The 16336-nt window shown below is 63.0% G+C and carries 14 protein-coding genes and 2 pseudogenes; 7 read left to right on the forward strand and 9 right to left on the reverse strand.

What is annotated here, in order from left to right:
- Positions 1-168 precede the first annotated feature (168 nt).
- Entirely contained in the window at positions 169-591 is a 423-nt protein-coding gene (locus HHL22_RS19660) for a BrxA/BrxB family bacilliredoxin (protein WP_169533095.1), read from the forward strand.
- Positions 592-701: 110 nt separating this feature from the next.
- Here HHL22_RS19660 and HHL22_RS19665 read toward each other — a convergent pair.
- Positions 702-974, reverse strand: a pseudogene (locus HHL22_RS19665) (GxxExxY protein); the annotation flags it as partial.
- 36 nt (positions 975-1010) lie between these two features.
- Between HHL22_RS19665 and HHL22_RS24515 the strand changes: the two are divergent.
- Together HHL22_RS24515 and HHL22_RS24520 are read left to right on the forward strand one after the other, a co-directional pair.
- Positions 1011-1403 carry an IS5 family transposase gene (locus HHL22_RS24515; protein ID WP_394354465.1) on the forward strand — a complete coding sequence of 131 codons (393 nt, stop codon included), beginning with the start codon at positions 1011-1013 and terminating at the stop codon, positions 1401-1403.
- 14 nt (positions 1404-1417) lie between these two features.
- A pseudogene (locus HHL22_RS24520) lies at positions 1418-1843 on the forward strand (IS5 family transposase).
- Here HHL22_RS24520 and HHL22_RS24285 read toward each other — a convergent pair.
- Complete coding sequence (locus tag HHL22_RS24285; protein ID WP_169533096.1) at positions 1829-1954, reverse strand: GxxExxY protein; 126 nt, start codon at positions 1952-1954, stop codon at positions 1829-1831. The pseudogene HHL22_RS24520 and the gene HHL22_RS24285 overlap by 15 nt on opposite strands.
- A gap of 89 nt (positions 1955-2043) precedes the next feature.
- A complete protein-coding gene (gene recQ, locus HHL22_RS19680) occupies positions 2044-4254 on the reverse strand; it encodes a DNA helicase RecQ (RefSeq protein WP_169533097.1) in 2211 nt (736 codons plus the stop codon).
- A gap of 228 nt (positions 4255-4482) precedes the next feature.
- On the opposite strand from recQ, the gene HHL22_RS19685 reads away from it, so the two are divergent.
- Positions 4483-5475 (forward strand): KpsF/GutQ family sugar-phosphate isomerase, encoded by a 993-nt coding sequence (locus HHL22_RS19685; RefSeq protein ID WP_317172707.1) that lies wholly within the window; start codon positions 4483-4485, stop codon positions 5473-5475.
- An 11-nt stretch (positions 5476-5486) separates the two neighbouring features.
- Here HHL22_RS19685 and HHL22_RS19690 read toward each other — a convergent pair whose 3' ends face one another.
- Positions 5487-7127: a hypothetical protein gene (locus tag HHL22_RS19690; protein WP_169533098.1), complete on the reverse strand. Its 1641-nt coding sequence runs from the start codon at positions 7125-7127 to the stop codon at positions 5487-5489.
- Between the two features lie 202 nt (positions 7128-7329).
- Here HHL22_RS19690 and HHL22_RS19695 point away from each other — a divergent pair, with 202 nt between their 5' ends.
- Positions 7330-8124: a dolichyl-phosphate beta-glucosyltransferase gene (locus tag HHL22_RS19695; protein ID WP_169533099.1), complete on the forward strand. Its 795-nt coding sequence runs from the start codon at positions 7330-7332 to the stop codon at positions 8122-8124.
- A 51-nt stretch (positions 8125-8175) separates the two neighbouring features.
- Positions 8176-9264 carry a mannose-1-phosphate guanylyltransferase gene (locus tag HHL22_RS19700; protein ID WP_169533100.1) on the forward strand — a complete coding sequence of 363 codons (1089 nt, stop codon included), beginning with the start codon at positions 8176-8178 and terminating at the stop codon, positions 9262-9264.
- Between the two features lie 65 nt (positions 9265-9329).
- Here HHL22_RS19700 and rlmB read toward each other — a convergent pair whose 3' ends face one another.
- Together rlmB and HHL22_RS19710 are read right to left on the reverse strand one after the other, a co-directional pair.
- The gene (gene rlmB / locus HHL22_RS19705; RefSeq protein WP_241738184.1) at positions 9330-10376 is read right to left on the reverse strand and encodes a 23S rRNA (guanosine(2251)-2'-O)-methyltransferase RlmB; all 1047 of its coding nucleotides are present in this window, start codon (positions 10374-10376) and stop codon (positions 9330-9332) included.
- A complete protein-coding gene (locus HHL22_RS19710; RefSeq protein WP_169533101.1) occupies positions 10349-11707 on the reverse strand; it encodes a GWxTD domain-containing protein in 1359 nt (452 codons plus the stop codon). Before HHL22_RS19710 ends, rlmB begins: the two co-directional genes overlap by 28 nt.
- On the opposite strand from HHL22_RS19710, the gene HHL22_RS19715 reads away from it, so the two are divergent.
- The gene (locus tag HHL22_RS19715) at positions 11700-12011 is read left to right on the forward strand and encodes a hypothetical protein (RefSeq protein WP_169533102.1); all 312 of its coding nucleotides are present in this window, start codon (positions 11700-11702) and stop codon (positions 12009-12011) included. The genes HHL22_RS19710 and HHL22_RS19715 overlap by 8 nt on opposite strands.
- Here HHL22_RS19715 and HHL22_RS19720 read toward each other — a convergent pair.
- The 3 genes from HHL22_RS19720 to HHL22_RS19730 form a co-directional block, all read right to left on the reverse strand.
- A complete protein-coding gene (locus tag HHL22_RS19720; RefSeq protein WP_169533103.1) occupies positions 11971-12426 on the reverse strand; it encodes a hypothetical protein in 456 nt (151 codons plus the stop codon). The genes HHL22_RS19715 and HHL22_RS19720 overlap by 41 nt on opposite strands.
- A 129-nt stretch (positions 12427-12555) precedes the next feature.
- Positions 12556-15219: a DUF5686 and carboxypeptidase regulatory-like domain-containing protein gene (locus HHL22_RS19725; protein ID WP_169533104.1), complete on the reverse strand. Its 2664-nt coding sequence runs from the start codon at positions 15217-15219 to the stop codon at positions 12556-12558.
- Positions 15220-15370: 151 nt separating this feature from the next.
- Positions 15371-16330: a ferritin-like domain-containing protein gene (locus HHL22_RS19730; protein ID WP_169533105.1), complete on the reverse strand. Its 960-nt coding sequence runs from the start codon at positions 16328-16330 to the stop codon at positions 15371-15373.
- Positions 16331-16336: the final 6 nt, after the last annotated feature.

Consider the following 16336-nt stretch of genomic DNA (forward strand, 5'->3'; position numbering starts at 1 on the left):
CTCGACTTGGGAAGGGCGAAATTGGCGCTGGCAAAACTCGCACCCCAGCGCCGTAGCGCAAACTTTTTGGCGGGCTGCGGGCTTATAGCCAGCAGTTGCGCCGACTCGTAACTTTGTGCTGACGTAACGGCGTTTTCCCGTTTTTTAGTGAGTATTTCCCTTATTGCTATGGCAGTTTATCCCGAATACATGGTTGCCCCCATTCGCCAGGACCTGACGGAGGCTGGCTTTGAGCAGCTAATGACCCCCGAGGCCGTCGACCAGGCCCTCGACACCACCGAAGGTACCGTGCTCGTAGCCGTCAATTCGGTGTGCGGCTGCGCGGCCGCCAAGGCTCGCCCCGCCCTCAAGCTGGCCCTGGCCAGCGCCGACAAAAAGCCCACCAAGCTGGTAACCGTTTTTGCCGGCATGGAAACCGACGCCGTGGCCAAGATGCGCGAGCACTTGCTGCCTTACCCGCCCTCGTCGCCCTGCATCGGCCTATTTAAGGATGGCGAGCTGGTGCACATGATTGAGCGCTACCATATTGAAGGCTCCGACCTCATGCGCATCGTCAACAACCTGCAAGGCGCCTTCGAGGAGTACTGCTAGGACCACTGATTAGCGCGGATTTTAGCGAATTTCACGGATTTTGTGGACGGCTTCAACCTGGGTTGGGGCCGTTCTTTTTTTGCTTGCACCTAACTTATTATTGTTGGGCATTAACGAGATGGATTATGCAAGAAGCGCTTAAACTTTAGGCTGGCTTCGCCAAAATTTATCAACAATGCCACTTCCAAGCGATAAGCTTTTAAATAGTTTATTGTCTGAGCACAATGAGCGTCGGTTAGCTCATTAACTGCTTTCAACTCAATCAGCACTTGATTTTCAACCAAAAAGTCTGCCCGTCGGGCTCCAATAGTGGTTTCTTTGTAGAAGACTGGTAAATGAATTTCTCCTTGGAAGACAATTCCGGCTTCTTTAAATTCTACTGCTAGGGTGTGTCTGAAAAGTCAGGTAACTTAGGCGCTATGGCACAGCGCTATGAATTAAGCGAGGCACAATGGGCAGTTATCAGTCCCCTGCTGCCGCAGCAAACCTTGGGTCGGCCGGGCCGTGACCCACGCCAGCTCTGGAACGGGCTGTTCTGGGTGTTACACAGCGGCGCGCCCTGGCGGGACCTGCCCACGCGCTATGGCCCGTGGCAAACCGTGTACGAGCGCTTTCGCCGGTACCGTCGTGACGGCATCTTAGCCCAGGTGCTACGGGCATTGCAGTTACAGCTTAACGCGGCCCAGCGGCTGGACGCAGGTACGTGGCTCGTTGATGCTACGCACGTGCGGGCGGGGCGAGCCGCTGCCGGTGCCCGAAAAAAAACGGTGGTCAAGCTGGCCAAGCGCTGGGTCGCAGCCGGGGCGGGTTAACTACCAAATTGCACGTGGTCACGGATGGGCAAGGGCTGCCGCTGGGCTTGCACCTGACGCCCGGCCCCCAACACGAGGCTACGCACTTAGCCATGGTCTGCGCGCAGGTCGTACTGCCCAAGCGGCCCCGCCAGCTAGTTGCTGACCGCGGCTACGACAGTCGGCGGGTACGGGCCTGACTGCGTCAACGCCGTATCCGAGCGGTGATTCCGCGGCGGCGCCTAGCCGCGGGCCGGCGTAATCGGCGTCGGGGCCGTCCCCCACAGGTACCCGCCGGCCTGTATGCCCAGCGCAACGCCGTCGAGCGTTTCTTTGGCTGGCTCAAGGAACATCGGCGGATTGCTACCCGCTTCGAGAAACTGGCCGACGCCTACCTCGACATGGTACGCCTGGCTTGTATCAAGCGATTACTCAGCTACTTATTTTCAGACACACCCTAGTCCGCGTTGGTATATCAATTCAGGGAAACCGCTACCTAATTCTTGGTGCACTCGCATAGCGCAGCCAATACTTTTCTTTGTCAAATCATTAAATTGAGTATCTAACAACATAAGGATAGATAAAAAAGAACGGCTCCAACCCAGGTTGAAGCCGTCCACAAAATCCGTGAAATTCGCTAAAATCCGCGCTAATCAGTGGTCTAGTTAGCCACTTCGCTCAAGAACTTGATGCGCACTAACCGCACCTCCTCCTCGCTGAAATCGTCGGGGCCTAGTTCCTGCATGGCGGTGGCAATATTGTCAGTGGTGGCCGTCATGAAGTAGTCATATATCTCGTCCAGCTTGTCCTCGTCCACCACGTCCTGGATGTAGTAGTCGAGGTTGAGGCGGGTGCCCGCGTAGCAGATGTGCTCGACTTCCTCCATCAGCTCGGCCATCGAGATGCCCTGGCTGCGGGCAATGCCCGCCAGGTCCATCTTCTTGTCAATCTGCTGAATAATGTAGATTTTCTGCTTCGAGCGGTTCACCGTGGACTTAATAACCACGTCGGCGGCCGTCTCGATATCGTTGTCCTCCACGTACTTCTTGATGGCGGCCACGAAAGGCGCGCCAAACTTGCTGGCCTTGCCCTGGCCCACGCCCGCAATGTGCGTCAGCTCGTTGAGGCTCTGCGGGTAGGTGGTAGCCATTTCCTTCAGGCTGGGGTCCTGAAAAAGCACGTAGGGCGGCAGGTTTTTCTGCTTGGCCACTTGCTTGCGCAGCTCCTTCAGCAGGGTGAACAGCGCCTCGTCGTGCCCAGCGGCTTGGTGCGACTTCTCCTCGTCTTCCTCTACCTGCTTCTCGGCTTCAAAGTCGTGGTCTTTGGTGAGGGTGAGGGGGCTAGGGTTCTCAATAAAGTCGATGCCCTTTTCGGTGATGCGCACCATGCCAATCGAGTCGATGTCCTTCTCCAGCAGCCCCAGCAGCATGCACTGGCGCAGCACCGACTGCCAGTGCTGCACGTCGCCGCTCAGGGCCTTGCCCTGGCCATACACCGGCAGCCCGGTGTGGCCGTAGCTCTCAATGTGCGGGTTGGAGAGGCCTAGGAGCACCTGGGCCACGTGCTCAAGCCCGAAGCGGGCCTCCGTTTGCACCACTGCGCGCAGGGCCAGGCCCACATGCTCGGTGCCGTCGTAGCGCTCCTTGGGGTGGCGGCAGTTGTCGCAAAAGCCACAGTCCGTATCCAGGTGCTCGCCGAAATAGTGCAACAGCTGCCGGCGGCGGCACACGGCGCTTTCCGAGTAATTCGTCATTTCCAGCAGCAGCTGGCGGGCGTTGTCGCGCTCCATCACCGGCTTATCCTTGCTGAACTTTTCGAGCTTTAGAATATCATCGTAGCTGTAGAACATCAGGCAGTTACCCTCCAGCCCGTCGCGGCCACCGCGGCCGGTTTCCTGGTAGTAGCCCTCAATGCTCTTGGGCGCGTCGAAGTGAATGACAAAGCGCACATCGGGCTTGTCGATGCCCATGCCGAAGGCAATAGTGGCCACAATTACGTCGCATTCCTCGTTCAGGAAGGCGTCCTGATTGTGCATGCGCGTTTGGGGGTCCAGGCCGGCGTGGTAGGGCAGGGCGCGCACGTCGTTCACGCGCAGCAGTTCGGCCACTTCCTCCACCTTCTTGCGGCTGAGGCAGTAAATAATACCGGCCTTGCCCTTGTGCTGCTGCACGTATTGAATGAGTTGCTTCTTGGTGTTGCGCTTGGCCCGTACCTCGTAGTACAGGTTGGTGCGGTTGAAGCTGGTTTTGAACACGCTCGCATCATCCATGTGCAGGTTCTTCTGGATGTCGAGCTGCACCTTAGGCGTGGCAGTGGCCGTGAGGGCAATCAGCGGAATGCGCCCCCCTAGGTTATCAATAATGCCGCGAATCTTGCGGTATTCTGGCCGGAAGTCGTGGCCCCACTCCGAAATGCAGTGCGCCTCGTCGATGGCCACAAACGAGATGCTGGCTTTCTGCAAAAAGGCGATGGTATCGTCCTTGGTGAGGCTTTCGGGGGCCACGTATAGCAGCCGCACCTCGCCGGCAATCACATCTTTGCGCACCCGGTTTTGCTCGGTCTTGGTCAGCGTCGAGTTGTACACCTGCGCGTTAATGCCGAAGGCAGCCATTTGGTCCACCTGGTTTTTCATCAGCGCGATGAGGGGCGAAATCACAATGGCCGTGCCGGGCAGCACCAGGGCCGGCAGCTGGTAGCACAGGCTTTTGCCCGCTCCCGTGGGCATTATCACAAAGGTATTATTTCCTGAAATAATATTTTGAATAACAGCCTCTTGCGTGCCCCTAAACTGACCAAAGCCGAATACTTCCTTGAGCTTGGTTTTTAACTCCGCCTGAATGGTGAGCGGCTCTGCAACGGCAGTCAGCGACATAAACTAGCTTAAAAAGGCGAAAAAAGAGAGGGAGCAACTTCAACGAAGTTAAGCACAAGCTGCCTTTTTTTCGTGAAAACAGCCAATTACACGTAATAATTTAGAAAAGTTCCGCGCCGCGCGCGGGGCTGGCTCAGCCTAAGGCTGGCCGCTGCAGAGGGCCGCCTTAGCGCAGCGGTGAAAAGCAACCCTAGGCCCACCTACCCGGCAGCACCCGTACTTTTGGGGGTGCCTTCTTCTGCCGCCCCCACCCTCGACGTGCTGGCCGTGGCCCGCCAAGTGCTGCTAACCGAAGCTGACGCGCTGCGCGACGTAGCCCAGGCCGTGGCCGCCACCCCCGATTTTGGCCGCTGCGTGGCCGCGCTGCTGGCTTTGCCGGGCCGCGTGGTGGTAACGGGCGTGGGCAAGAGCGCCCACATTGCGGGCAAGCTGGTAGCTACCCTCAACGGCACCGGCACGCCCGCCCTGTTTATGCACGCCGCCGACGCCATCCATGGCGACCTAGGCATGATTCAGGCGCAGGATTTTGTCATTGCCATCAGCAAAAGCGGCGACACGCCCGAGATAAAGGTGCTGGTGCCGCTGCTGCGCCGCCGGGGCGTGCCGCTGGCCGCGCTGGTCGCCAACGCCGACTCGTACCTGGCCCGGCAGGCCGACTACGTGCTGCACACCCCCGTGCGGCGCGAGGCCTGCCCCCACGACCTAGCCCCCACCACCAGCACCACCGCCGCCCTGGCGCTGGGCGACGCCCTAGCCGTGTGCCTGCTCGAAAGCCGCCAGTTTTCGGCCCAGGACTTTGCCCGGCTGCACCCCGGCGGCACCCTGGGCAAGCGCCTCTACCTAACGGTGGGCGACCTGAGCCGCCAAAACCAGCGCCCCCAAGTAGGCCTAGGGGCGCCGCTACGCGAAGTGCTGCTCGAAATATCGGGCAAGCGCCTAGGGGCCACCGCCGTGCTAACCGAGGCAGGCGCGCTGGCCGGCATCATCACCGACGGCGACCTGCGCCGGATGCTGGGTCGCGCCCACCTGGCCGAGCTGGAAACCCTGGCGGCCCAGGAAATTATGACGCCCCAGCCAGCTACCATCGACATCACGGAGTTTGCGGCCGAGGCCCTGGCCCGCATGCAGGCCCGCAACATTACGCAGCTGGTGGTGCTGGAGAGTGGGCAGTTCGCGGGCTTCATTCACCTGCACGACCTACTGCGCGAGGGGCTGGTGTAGTGGGCGCGGCCCTAGGGGTGCTTATAGATATCCAGTACCCGCACGTTGTCGGCCCAGAGGGTGTGTATGCGCTGCCGGTACGGAACGGGGAGGGGAAAAGCGTAGGCGGCCGCGTTGAAATAATAATCAGCCTGCGCAGCCGAATCGGCTAGCACCAGGCGGGCCTGGCCGGCGGGCGGTAGCAGCTGCCGGCCCAACACCACCGGGTAGCCAGTATTAGAGGCCACTCGGATGAGGGGGCGGCTGTCGTGCGCCAACACCCACTCTAGCCCGCCGCGCAGGCCCAGGCTCCAGTAGTCCGTTTCGTAGTAGCGCTCAACCGGGGTTGGCGCTAAGGTATTGAAATAAAGCGTTTCGAGCGGGTGCAAACGCGCCATGCGGCCCGCCACCACCGCCAGCGAGGTAGCTACACCCAGCGCCAGCGCCGGTTGCCAGTAGCGCCGCCCTAGGCCCTGCGGGGGCTGCCAGTGCCAGGCGGCCACCAGCCCGCGCAGGGCTACTAGCAGCAGCATGGGATACAGAAAATAGAGCTGCCGCCAGCCATTGTAGAGCACCGAGTGCAGCACAATGACGGTCGCCAGCGGCGCCAGGGCCAGCCCCAGAAAGAGCAGGTCCTGCCACGCGGCAGCGTGGGCGCAGGGTGCCCGCCGGCGCACTAGCGAGCCCGCGACACCTAGGGTCCCTATCCCAAAAAAAAGGAGGTACACCAGGGGTACGGTAATGCCAATCCAAACCAGCGCGTAGTGCCACGGCAGCTGGTCGGCCCGCACCAGGTGCCCCTGGTAAAGCAATGCGCCGCTAGCGCGGAAGTGACTCATATTGCGCCAGGCTACCATAAAGTTGGCTAGGGGGGCCTCCCACAAAAAAGGCCAACCCAGCACCACCAACCCCATCAGTGCTACCAAGTAGGCGCCTAGTAGCAGAGGCAGGCGCAGCTGCCCACGGTAGTGGCCCCCTAGGGTCCGCCAGGCGATAAAGGCGAGGGTAGCGGCGGGCACGAGCATCCCCATCAAACGCACGTCGATGGCCAGCGCGCCGGCCAGGGCCGCCCCCAGGGCCCGGCGCCCGGTGGGGCGCTCGATAAAGGGCACGGCCGCGGCCACGGCTAGGGTGAACAGGGCCAGGAACACGGCGTCCTTGCTGTTGTAGAAGTTGTCGCCGAACAGGCGCGGGCTCAGCACCAGCAGCAGCGTGCCCAGCAGGCCAAGGCGCCAGCTGGCAAAGCGCCGCGCCGCCAGGGTATAAAACGCGACGAAACCTGCGAAGCACACCAAGAAATTGAGCACATGCCGCATCAGAAAGATGGCTCGCAGCTCGCGCAAGCGCAGCAACTGCTCTAGGGCGGCAGCGGGTAGCTCGAAGGCCACGCCGTAGTCGCGGTCGCGCCAGTGGCGCAATTGAACACTCTTTCCTTTCTGGGCAATGAGAGAGGCGGCGTGAGGCGGCAGCAGGCGCTGTTGCAGCCCCGTTGGTAGTTTCTGAAAGATGTAGAGTAAAGACACCTCGCCCGTCACACGCTGAATCTCCTCGTCACCGGGCATGCTGAAGTCGCGCAAGACGCCGAAGCCCAGGGCCAGCACAACGGCAAAAAAAACGGTAATACTCAGGCAGCGGTAGCGGTCGGGCAGCAGGCGTTGGGCTAGGGTTGGCAAGGGGAGAAGGTTGGGGTCTTGAATGACGATGCATAGTTACTGCCTCAGTGCCTTGCGCGCGGCCGGGTGCCCTAGGGGCCACCCTCTAGGCCAGGTATGGTCGCGCCGCCGTTATTTTTGTGGGCTCGCTAGGACAGCGGGGCTGGCTTGGCCTCGGCAGCTTACCTCGTGGCTACCGCCCGTCCGTCTTTAGCCGCCAACCTTGCTCGTCTCCTTCATCATTCCGGCCTACAATGAGGCGACGCGGCTCAGCACCACGCTGCCAACGGTGCTAGCTTACCTGAACGCGCAGCCTTACGCGAGCGAGGTGCTGCTGGTGGATGACGGCTCGGATGATGCGACGGCGCGCTTGGCGCAGCAGTTTTTTGAGGCACATGGCTGCCCGCACGTGCGCACGCGGGTGCTCAGCTACCAGCCCAACCGAGGCAAGGGCTACGCCGTGCGCCAGGGCTTATTGGCGGCCCAGGGCGAGCTGGCTGTTTTTTCGGATGCCGACCTCTCAACCCCCATCACGGAGCTACCCCGGCTGCTAGACCCGCTGCTGGCAGGCCAGTACGACGTGGTATTTGGCTCGCGCGCCCTCGACCGGCGCGTGGTAGGCGTGCCCCAGCCGTGGTGGCGCGACCAAGGTGGGCGCTTCTTCAACGTAGTGATGCGCTGGCTAACGGGCCTGCCCTACGGCGATACGCAGTGCGGCTTTAAGGCCTACCGACTGGCCCCGCTGCGCCCGCTGGCCCATGCCGCCCGCCTCGCGGGCTTTGGCTTCGACGTGGAGTTGCTGCTGCTGGCTCACCACGCGGGCCTGCGCTTGCTAGAGCTGCCCGTGCGCTGGAACAACGCCGCCGGCAGCAAGGTGAGCCTGGGCGCGGGGCTGCGCAGCTGCTCCGACGTATGGCAGCTGCGGCGCTGGCTGCGGCGCGGCTACTATAGCGCGGCCTTGCGGCAGGCCCGTGCCGCAGGGCTAGCTTTGGTGCTGCCTAGGCCTGCGCAGTACTGATAAGCAGAACAGTTCTATCTTCGTGCGCAATCTTTTGTTTTTCTTTAAGCTATGAATCAAACCTACCTAGTGGTAATGGCCGGCGGCATTGGCAGCCGCTTCTGGCCCTTTAGCCGCACGCAGCACCCCAAGCAGTTTCACGATGTAATGGGTGTGGGCCGCTCGATGCTGCAACTGACCGTAGACCGCTTTCGCGATATTTGCCCGGCCGAGAACGTGTACATCGTCACCAACCGCGACTACATTGGCCTGGTGCAGCAGCACTTGCCCGAGCTGCCCGCCGCCCAAATTCTGGGCGAGCCCATTGGGCGCAACACTGCGCCCTGCATTGCCTATGCCAGCTATTGCATTCGCAAGCGCGACCCTGAGGCAGTAATTGTCGTGTCGCCCGCCGACCACGCTGTGCTGCGCGAAGAGGAGTTTCGGCGGCTGATTCGGGAGGCCATTGTGGCCGCCCGCCAGCACCCGGCCCTGCTCACGCTTGGCATTCCGCCCTCGCGCCCCGACACCGGCTACGGCTATATCCAGTACCTCGATAGCGCGGCCAGCCGCCTGCCCGATACCAACCTCTTCAAGGTGAAAACCTTCACCGAAAAGCCAAATTTGGAGCTGGCTAAGATGTTTGTGGAAAGCGGTGACTTTCTGTGGAACGCGGGCCTATTCATCTGGCGTGCCGACGTAATAATTGACGCCTTTCACAACTACCTCAACGATATTGCCGAGGTCTTTGACGAAGGCGTTGAGCAGCTGGGTACGCCCGCCGAGGCCGCGTTTATTGACGAGGCCTACGCCCGCTGCCGCAATATCAGTATTGACTTTGGGGTAATGGAAAAGGCTGATAACGTGTACGTACTGCACGCCGACATCGGTTGGAGCGACCTCGGCACTTGGAACTCGCTGCACCAAGTGGGCACCCAGGACGAGCAGGGCAACGTGACCGACGGCAACGTGATGCTCTATGATACCCGCGACTGCATCGTGAAAACGCCCCACGAGCGCCTGGTAGTGGTGCAGGGCCTCGATGGCTACATCGTGGCCGAGCACGATAACGTGCTGCTCATTTGCCAGCGCTCGGAAGAGCAGCGGGTCAAGGAGTTCGTGGCCGATGCGAAGTCAAAAAAGGGAGCTGGGTATAACTAGGCCTAGGAGGTTCAGGTATAAAGCAAGCTCAGCATGACCGCCTGCTTTGCTCTTGTTCTGGTCCCTTAGGCTCCGGCCAGCCCGCGGTGCCGGGCTACCTCAAAGAGCATGATGCCAGCGGCTACACCTACGTTCAGGCTCTGAATCTGGCCGCTCATGGGAATGCGCAGGCGCTGGTCGCAGAGGCGTAGCAAACTAGGGTCGATGCCATCCTCCTCCGAGCCCATGATTACGGCTACGGGGCCGCTTAGGGTGGCGGCATCTACTTGGGTAAGGTCAAGGTCGGATTTTTCGGTGCAGGCCACAATAGTGAGGCCGCTATTCTTCAGAAAGTCAATAGTTTGGCGCAAGTCAGGCTCGCGGCACACGGGCAAGAGATTGAGGGCGCCGGCCGACGTTTTGACGGCGTCGCCGTTGATTTGAGCGGCGCCGCGGGCGGGCACTACTAGCGCCTGCACCCCTAGGCACTCGGCGGTGCGGGCAATGGCGCCGAAGTTGCGCACGTCCGTCACGCGGTCGAGCAGCAGCAGGAATGGTACTTTACCCTCCTCAAACAAGCCGGCCAGCAGCGAGTCGAGCGGCGCATAATCAATGGGCGACACGAAGGCCACCGCGCCCTGGTGATTTTTGCGCGTTAGGCCCTCCAGCTTCTCCATAGGCACCAGCGACACCGGCACGTTGGCCGCGCGGGCCAGCTCCGAAATGTCCTGGGTTAGGGAGTTTTTGGTGCCGCGCAGCAGAAAAATCTTGTCTAGGGTGCGGCCCGCATGCAAGGCCTCCAAGATAGGGCGCAGGCCGAAGAGCATGTCGATGCTGCGGTCGGCGGCGGGGCGGGTGTTGTGCTGAATGGGGCCGCGGCTGCGCTCACCGGCTAGTTTGCGGGGCGTTACCTGGCGGCCCTGCTCGTCGTAGAATGGCCGGTTGCGGCTGGCGTCCGCGTTGCCTTCACGGCTAGGGCGCTCGCCGTGTGGGCGGCCGCTGTCGCCGCGGGGGCTCTCGCCGCGGCTGGCCGAGTTGCCGCGCGGCGCCTCGCCCGCGCGGAAGCGGCGCGGCACGTACTCATCGTCGTTGAAGTCGCCGCTAGCTAGCGGACGCTGAGGGGGTTTCTCCATTGGTCTACGGCGGCATACCAGAGCTGTTGATACTCGGGGCGGCGCACCAATTCGTAATTAGCAGGGGCTAAGGTAGTGGGGCGGGCGCGGAAGGTGAAGGTGACGGCCTCGCCCAGGTGCCCGGCGTGGTCGTAGTGCCAGTGCTCTTCGCCAGTGGGTCGGCTCACGCGCTGCGGCGGGCCCAGCACCACGTACAGTAGGCCGCGGTCGGTGCGCCAACCGGGTTTGTGGCCGCTAAACAGCTCGTTGGCCGCCGTGATGCGGCCGTAGTAGCTGCGAATAAGGCGGCGCGCGCGCTCCTGGTCGCCGCCCGCCGCCCGCAGCCAGAACCGGTCCACGGCGCGCTTGGGGTCGGGCGCCGTGGCCAGCTCGCGCCGCTCAGTGGCCGAAGTCAGGTATAGCAAGTTCTCAATCAGCTCGCTGGCCGTGGTGTGGCCTGGAAAGTCGGCGCGCGTCACGAGCAGCGGCACGGTGCGGACCGGCTCGCCCCCTAGGCCCCCCACCTTGAGCGCCAGCAGGCCCGGCTGGGCAAAGCGCAGCAGCGTGCCCGCCGCCACCGGAGCGGCCGACGAGTCAAGTACGGCCAGCGTGCGCGGCGCAGCGGGCTGGGTGCGCGGGTCGGTGAAGGGGGGCAGGGCGGCGGCCCCGGTAGGGTAGCGCCGCCAGCGCACGGGCTCGCTAAGGCCAAATGTGGCTACCGCTACGCCCTCGCTGGCCCGCACGTAGGGCCGGTCGAGGATAAGACCCGTCGAGTCAAGCAAGATGAAGGGCCGGGCCAGGCGCTCGGCCGAAAGGGGCAGCCAGGCAGTGGTGGCGGGGGCTTCGGCGGCGGGCGCGGCGGCGGGGCTAGGGGCGGCCGAAGCAGCAGCGGGCGCGCTGCTGGCCACGGCGGCCGGGGCAGCGCCAACTGGCCCTAGGCTCACCTGCAGCACCTGGCCGGGCGCCAAGCGGGCCGCTGCTACCGCCGCCGTCAATACCTGCACGGGCGCGCTGGAATCGCTGCCGGGATAGGGGCGCAGCGCCCGCGTTTCCTCCCATAGCGGCTGGGCGGCGTCGTAGCCGCTCCAGGCGGCGAGGCGCAGCTGCAGCGCCGCGGAACCCGATGCCGGCGCGGCGTGGTTTAGGAACACGCGGAGGCTATCGCCCTCGCGGCGCAGGACGGGGGCCAGGTGCGCGACCGGGGCCCGGTAATAGCTCGCAAAATCGGGCGGGGCGGCCAAGCGCGGGCTGGCCGCCTGTCCCGGCCAGCTGGCGCCGCCTACCCCTAGGGCCACCGCCGCCAACTTCCGCCGGGCGGCTCCGTAATTTGCCAATCCTTTCCAGATGCTCATGGGCTTCACGCTGTCGCTGCTGCTGTTTTTCCTCCTTGTACGGTATGTGCTGCCGCGGGTGCTGCGCGCGGTGCTCGGCAGCTTCGTGCGGCAGCAGGTGCACAAGGCCCAGCAAGGCGGCGGCTTCCCGCCCGGCTTCGACCCTAGGGGTGGCTTTAGCGGCTTTCAGCCGCCGCGCCCGGCCGGCCCGCCGCCCACCGCGCCCGGCCAGGTGCGCGTCGAGTACGTGCCGCCCCAGGCTAAGGAAGCGCGCCAGGGCGAGTTTAAGGGCGGGGAGTACGTGGACTTTGAGGAGGTGAAATAGCGGGCGCGCCAATCACTGCTGGCGTCAGCCAGCCGGCTTGATTGAGGGCCTGCCGGCGTTCGGTGTACACCGTGCCGTTTACCAAAGCAAATTCATCTAGGGCTGGTTGGCTCACGCCACCGTTTTGCAGTAGGCGCGCCGCGTAGAGCGTGCGGGCCACCATCACCGGCAGGCTGGAAAAAACCGAAGGGCGCGGAGTTTCCACGATGGTGCGCGACTTTAAAAACACGTACTGCAAGTATAAATGGGCGTTGTTGATGCTACCCGTTTGCCGCAGCGCCGGGTCGCTCAGTTCCATCTCCTTCACTACCAGCAGGCGCTCGTTTTGCAAGGAGCTGATGTAGAGGGAGGTGTAGCCGTCAGACTCGAACTTTAGATACGGTTGCCCGTCCACCGTTACAACGTCGCGCTTCATGGCAAACCGTTGGGCAAAGCCGCGGCTTGCTAGCGCCAGCAGAGTTAGCGCAAGTAGGATAGGTTTCATGGAAAAGGATAAGTGGTACGCTGGCTACTGCTCAAAACCCATGCCGCGACCCGAGATAACTTAAAATCCTAGCCCCAGCCGTAGCCCGGTATTGGCGCCAATGCTTTGTTCGTTTGAGCCGCCCTGCAGGCGGGTGAAGAAGTCAATCCGCCCCAGGCCAAAAATATGCTCGATGCCCGCGCCCAGCTCCAGGTAGTTGCCGGCGGTGGGCGTGTAGAGGTAGTTGAAGGTGAAGACCTCCTGCCACTTGAGGCGGCGCAGCAGCGGCACCTTGTTGAAGATGAAGCCGTTGAAATGGTGGTTGTAGTGACCCTCCACGTAGCGGCCGCGGGTGCTGTACTGGTAGTAGTCGAGCAGCTGAAACTGGTTGAAGTCGGCGGCCAGCAGGGTGCGGTTGCCCGAGAAATGGTGGTAGTCGGCAAACGTAAGGCCCTCCTGCTTGCCTACGAAGCCGCCCACGACGAGCTGGCCGGTGCTGGTGCCCAGCAGCCCCAGCTGCTGCGCGTGGCGCACCGAGCCCCGCAGCAGCAAGTAGCGCACGTCGGCCCCCAGCAGGTGCGGCACCCCTATGTACCCCTGCACGTTGAAAGTGGGCCAGCGCGAGCCTAGGTTGAACTTGCCATCGGGCCGCGTGATGTAGCGCTGGCCGGGCCGGTAAGTGAGGCTGAGGCCCACAGCAGCGGCGTTGCTTTGGCCAAAACCCAGGCCCTCAGCCGGCGCCTCGGCGGCGGTGGGCAGGTTGGGGGTGAAGGCGCGGCCGAGCACGTCGTGCCAGAGGTAGTTGCTGGTATTGAACAGCTCGGTGCGGCGGAAGTAGCTGGCGGCGGCCCGCACCGTGAGGCCGTTCAGGGGCTCCCAGAAGTAGCTTAGCTCGGCGCCCTCGCGGCGGTAGAGCTTGGCGTAGTTGCGGTTGGCCAGCAGCGAGTACACCGAGTTGATGAAGGGCGTGAGCTGCGAGTTGCGGTCGAAATTCTCGATGGTGCGGCCCGCCACTAGGCCCACTTGCCGCAGCTTCACCGCATCGAGCTGCCAGTTCACGCTCAGGCTGGGTTGTAGCTGCCGGTTCTGGAAGCCGTAGCGCAGGGTGGGCTCTAGCGTCACAAAGCGGCGGGTAGTGGTGCGCTGGGTGTAGGTGGCCTGGGCGTTCAGCACGTAGCCCTCTACCGTGTTGTATTGCAGCTCGTTAAATATCGGCTGCACCGTAAGGCTGCGCTTGGCAAAGGTGTTGAGGCGGGTGTAGCCGGTGAGCAGCAGCTTGGTGGGCGTAAACTCGTTGCGCTTGCGGTCGAGCGAGTCCTGGTAGGGGCGCGAGTTGCGGATTACCTCGCTGCTGTCTTTTTTGTGGTAGTCCAGCCTTTCTTCGGCCGTGAGGGGTACCGGGCGCACCTGGGCCCAGTAGCTGCTGTCGCGCTCGTTGGCATCTTTGTCAATCAGTTGCACCTCGCCGCGCTTGAGCTGCCCTAGGGGGTCTTGGCGCACCGAGTCGCGGCGGGCGGCTTTCACCTGGCGGCGCACCTGCCGGCTCAGGCCGCTGAGGTCGGGCCGGTCGCGCTTTATCTGGCGGGTCAGCTCCTTTGTGGTTACGGGCGCCACATCGGCCGGGGCGGCGGGCGCCGTGGCCAGCGCGGCGGGCGGGGCCGGGTAGGTAGGCACCACGTTGTTGTAGCCCGAAAATACGGCCGTGATGTAGCCCACGCCCTTAAACCCTAGGCCACTGCCATTGAGCGTAAGGCGCTGCGACTGAATGACCCACACGTGCGGCACGCCCGGCGCGGGCGCAAACAATTGCTCGATGTGCAGCTCATCGACGTAGTTGAGCTGGGCGGCCTTGGTGAGCCGCAGGTCGATGGAGTGCAGCCGCCACGAGCCGTCTACCACGTAGATGAAGCCCGTAAAGGCCGGGTCGGTGGGCCGGCGCGGCGTCACGCGAATCTTGTGAATCAGCTCGCCATTCTGCTGGCTGCTGCCCACCAACTCGTAAGTGTAAAACAAAAACGAGTTACTGGCAATCGGCGATACGAAGCCGCGCTCCGAAAACCCCGATTTCACCAGGTTGCTGTAGAAGCTGAGCCCCCGCCCCGCGCTGGCCCTATTGAAGCTGAAGCCCCTGGAGTCGCCGCTGACCCTGGAGGAAATCATGCGCTCCTTGATGACGTCGGGCTGGGTGAAGGAGATGTCCGATAGGCTTTCGGAGAGGTAGAAGATACCCGGCTTCAAATCGGGTCCTACCTTGATGATACCTAAGATTTTGCCCGGCGTTTCGAGCAGGCGTCCTAGGCTCTTGATGTAGATGCGGGCTCGGAAGGCCGCCACCTCGCGCTGGTGGTAGGCGCGCCACTGCTGCGCGTGCTGAATAATGGCGTAGGCCGGGTCGCGGTCCGAGCCGCGCACCGTCACCTCATTCAGTGAATACGCTTCGGGGGCCAGGGCCACGTTGAGCACCAGGGTCGAGTCGCCGGCCGGCACGCGCACGGCCTCGGTGCGGGGCCGGTAGCCTACGTATTGAAACACCAACTGGTACTGGCCCGCCGGCAGCGACAGCTGGTACTGGCCCTGGTCGTTGGAACCGGTGCTGGTAGCGGTGCCGCGCACGGCCACGTTAGCAAAGGGCAGGGCCTCGCCGCTAGCCCCGCTAATGCGACCCTTGATGATGCCCGCCCGCGCCGCACCGCTACTAAGCAGCAGCAGGGCTAGGAACCAGCTGATTCGATGCAAAATGCTCATACAGGAAGAAAAACCGGCGCGTCTGTCCGGCAAGTTAGCGGTCATTACCCTGCTGGCGGGCGCTGCTGGCTGCCCGCCGAGCAGTAGTGAGCACGAAAAAGGGCCGCCCATCGGGCGGCCCTTTCGGGTAGCAGCCAACGTAGCCGGCGCGCTAAAACAGCGTGCTGGTGGACACGGTGAAGCCGCGGGCAATCGCCGACACCGTAGTCACGTCCAGGCCCTCGTCGAAGGCTTCGGAGTAAGCCGAGCTGGGGAAGCTGCTGGTATTGGGCAGGGTGGTGCCGGAGAGGGTAACGCCCCCCTGGCTGACGTTGTCTTCGGCCGGGAACGATACGCCGGTGGCCAGGCCAGTGGCATTGCCGGCGCCGTACACGGGGGCCGTGTAGGTAGCGGCCGGGCCGCCGTTGTCGGTGCCCGAAATCCAGCTCTTGGGCTTGGCATCGTAGGGCGAAGCGGCTGCACCCTGCGAAGGAGTGGTGCTGCTGGCGCCCGCGCGCCGCATTTCGCGGATGTGCGAGGCGTGGCGCGCTTCCACCGAGTGGATGTTAAGCGCGGCCGTGAGCACGGTCTTGTTGGCCATCACCGAGGCTAGGGGGGCAGCGCCCTTGTAAGCGCGCACGCCCGTGTCCTCAAATGCTTGCGCCAGGGCCAGGTACGTGGCGGGGTTGGTGCGCCAGTCGGCAAAGGGGCCGGTTTGGGTGCCGCGGCCGCCCGAGTAGTCGAACTGGGCCGCCGTGGGGTCAGCAATGGCGTTGGTGCCCAGCACGCCGCGCAGGAAGGCAACGTGTTTGGCCTCGTCGGTAGCAATGGTAGCCAGGGCGCTCAGGTTGATGCTGCTGAGGCCGCTGAGCACCGTGCGCTGCTGGTAGAAGTACATTTCCAGGTACTCCAGCTTAAGGGCAAAGTTGAGTACGTCGTTCACGGCCACGCCGGCCGGGGTTTGCGCGTAGGCCTTGTTAAACACTGCTCCCACGAACATGGGTAGTGCTGCGGCTGCTAACTTCTGGCCCACGCCGCTCATGTGCTTGAACACCCGGCGGCGCGAATCGAGGCGCTCGTACACCTCGGGGTCAACTTTTTCGATGTCCGAAAGTATGTTTAGAAAATTCATATTGCT

Origin of the sequence: Hymenobacter polaris (genome assembly GCF_012927305.1) — a bacterium.
Classification (GTDB): domain Bacteria; phylum Bacteroidota; class Bacteroidia; order Cytophagales; family Hymenobacteraceae; genus Hymenobacter; species Hymenobacter polaris.

Coding starts and splice junctions, on each gene's coding strand:
- HHL22_RS19660 (WP_169533095.1), top strand. CDS start 169: ATGGCAGTTTATCCCGAATACATGGTTGCCCCCATTCGCCAGGACCTG.
- HHL22_RS24515 (WP_394354465.1), top strand. CDS start 1,011: ATGGCACAGCGCTATGAATTAAGCGAGGCACAATGGGCAGTTATCAGT.
- HHL22_RS24285 (WP_169533096.1), bottom strand. CDS start 1,954: ATGTTGTTAGATACTCAATTTAATGATTTGACAAAGAAAAGTATTGGC.
- recQ (WP_169533097.1), bottom strand. CDS start 4,254: ATGTCGCTGACTGCCGTTGCAGAGCCGCTCACCATTCAGGCGGAGTTA.
- HHL22_RS19700 (WP_169533100.1), top strand. CDS start 8,176: ATGAATCAAACCTACCTAGTGGTAATGGCCGGCGGCATTGGCAGCCGC.
- rlmB (WP_241738184.1), bottom strand. CDS start 10,376: ATGGAGAAACCCCCTCAGCGTCCGCTAGCTAGCGGCGACTTCAACGAC.
- HHL22_RS19715 (WP_169533102.1), top strand. CDS start 11,700: ATGCTCATGGGCTTCACGCTGTCGCTGCTGCTGTTTTTCCTCCTTGTA.
- HHL22_RS19710 (WP_169533101.1), bottom strand. CDS start 11,707: ATGAGCATCTGGAAAGGATTGGCAAATTACGGAGCCGCCCGGCGGAAG.
- HHL22_RS19720 (WP_169533103.1), bottom strand. CDS start 12,426: ATGAAGCGCGACGTTGTAACGGTGGACGGGCAACCGTATCTAAAGTTC.
- HHL22_RS19725 (WP_169533104.1), bottom strand. CDS start 15,219: ATGAGCATTTTGCATCGAATCAGCTGGTTCCTAGCCCTGCTGCTGCTT.
- HHL22_RS19730 (WP_169533105.1), bottom strand. CDS start 16,330: ATGAATTTTCTAAACATACTTTCGGACATCGAAAAAGTTGACCCCGAG.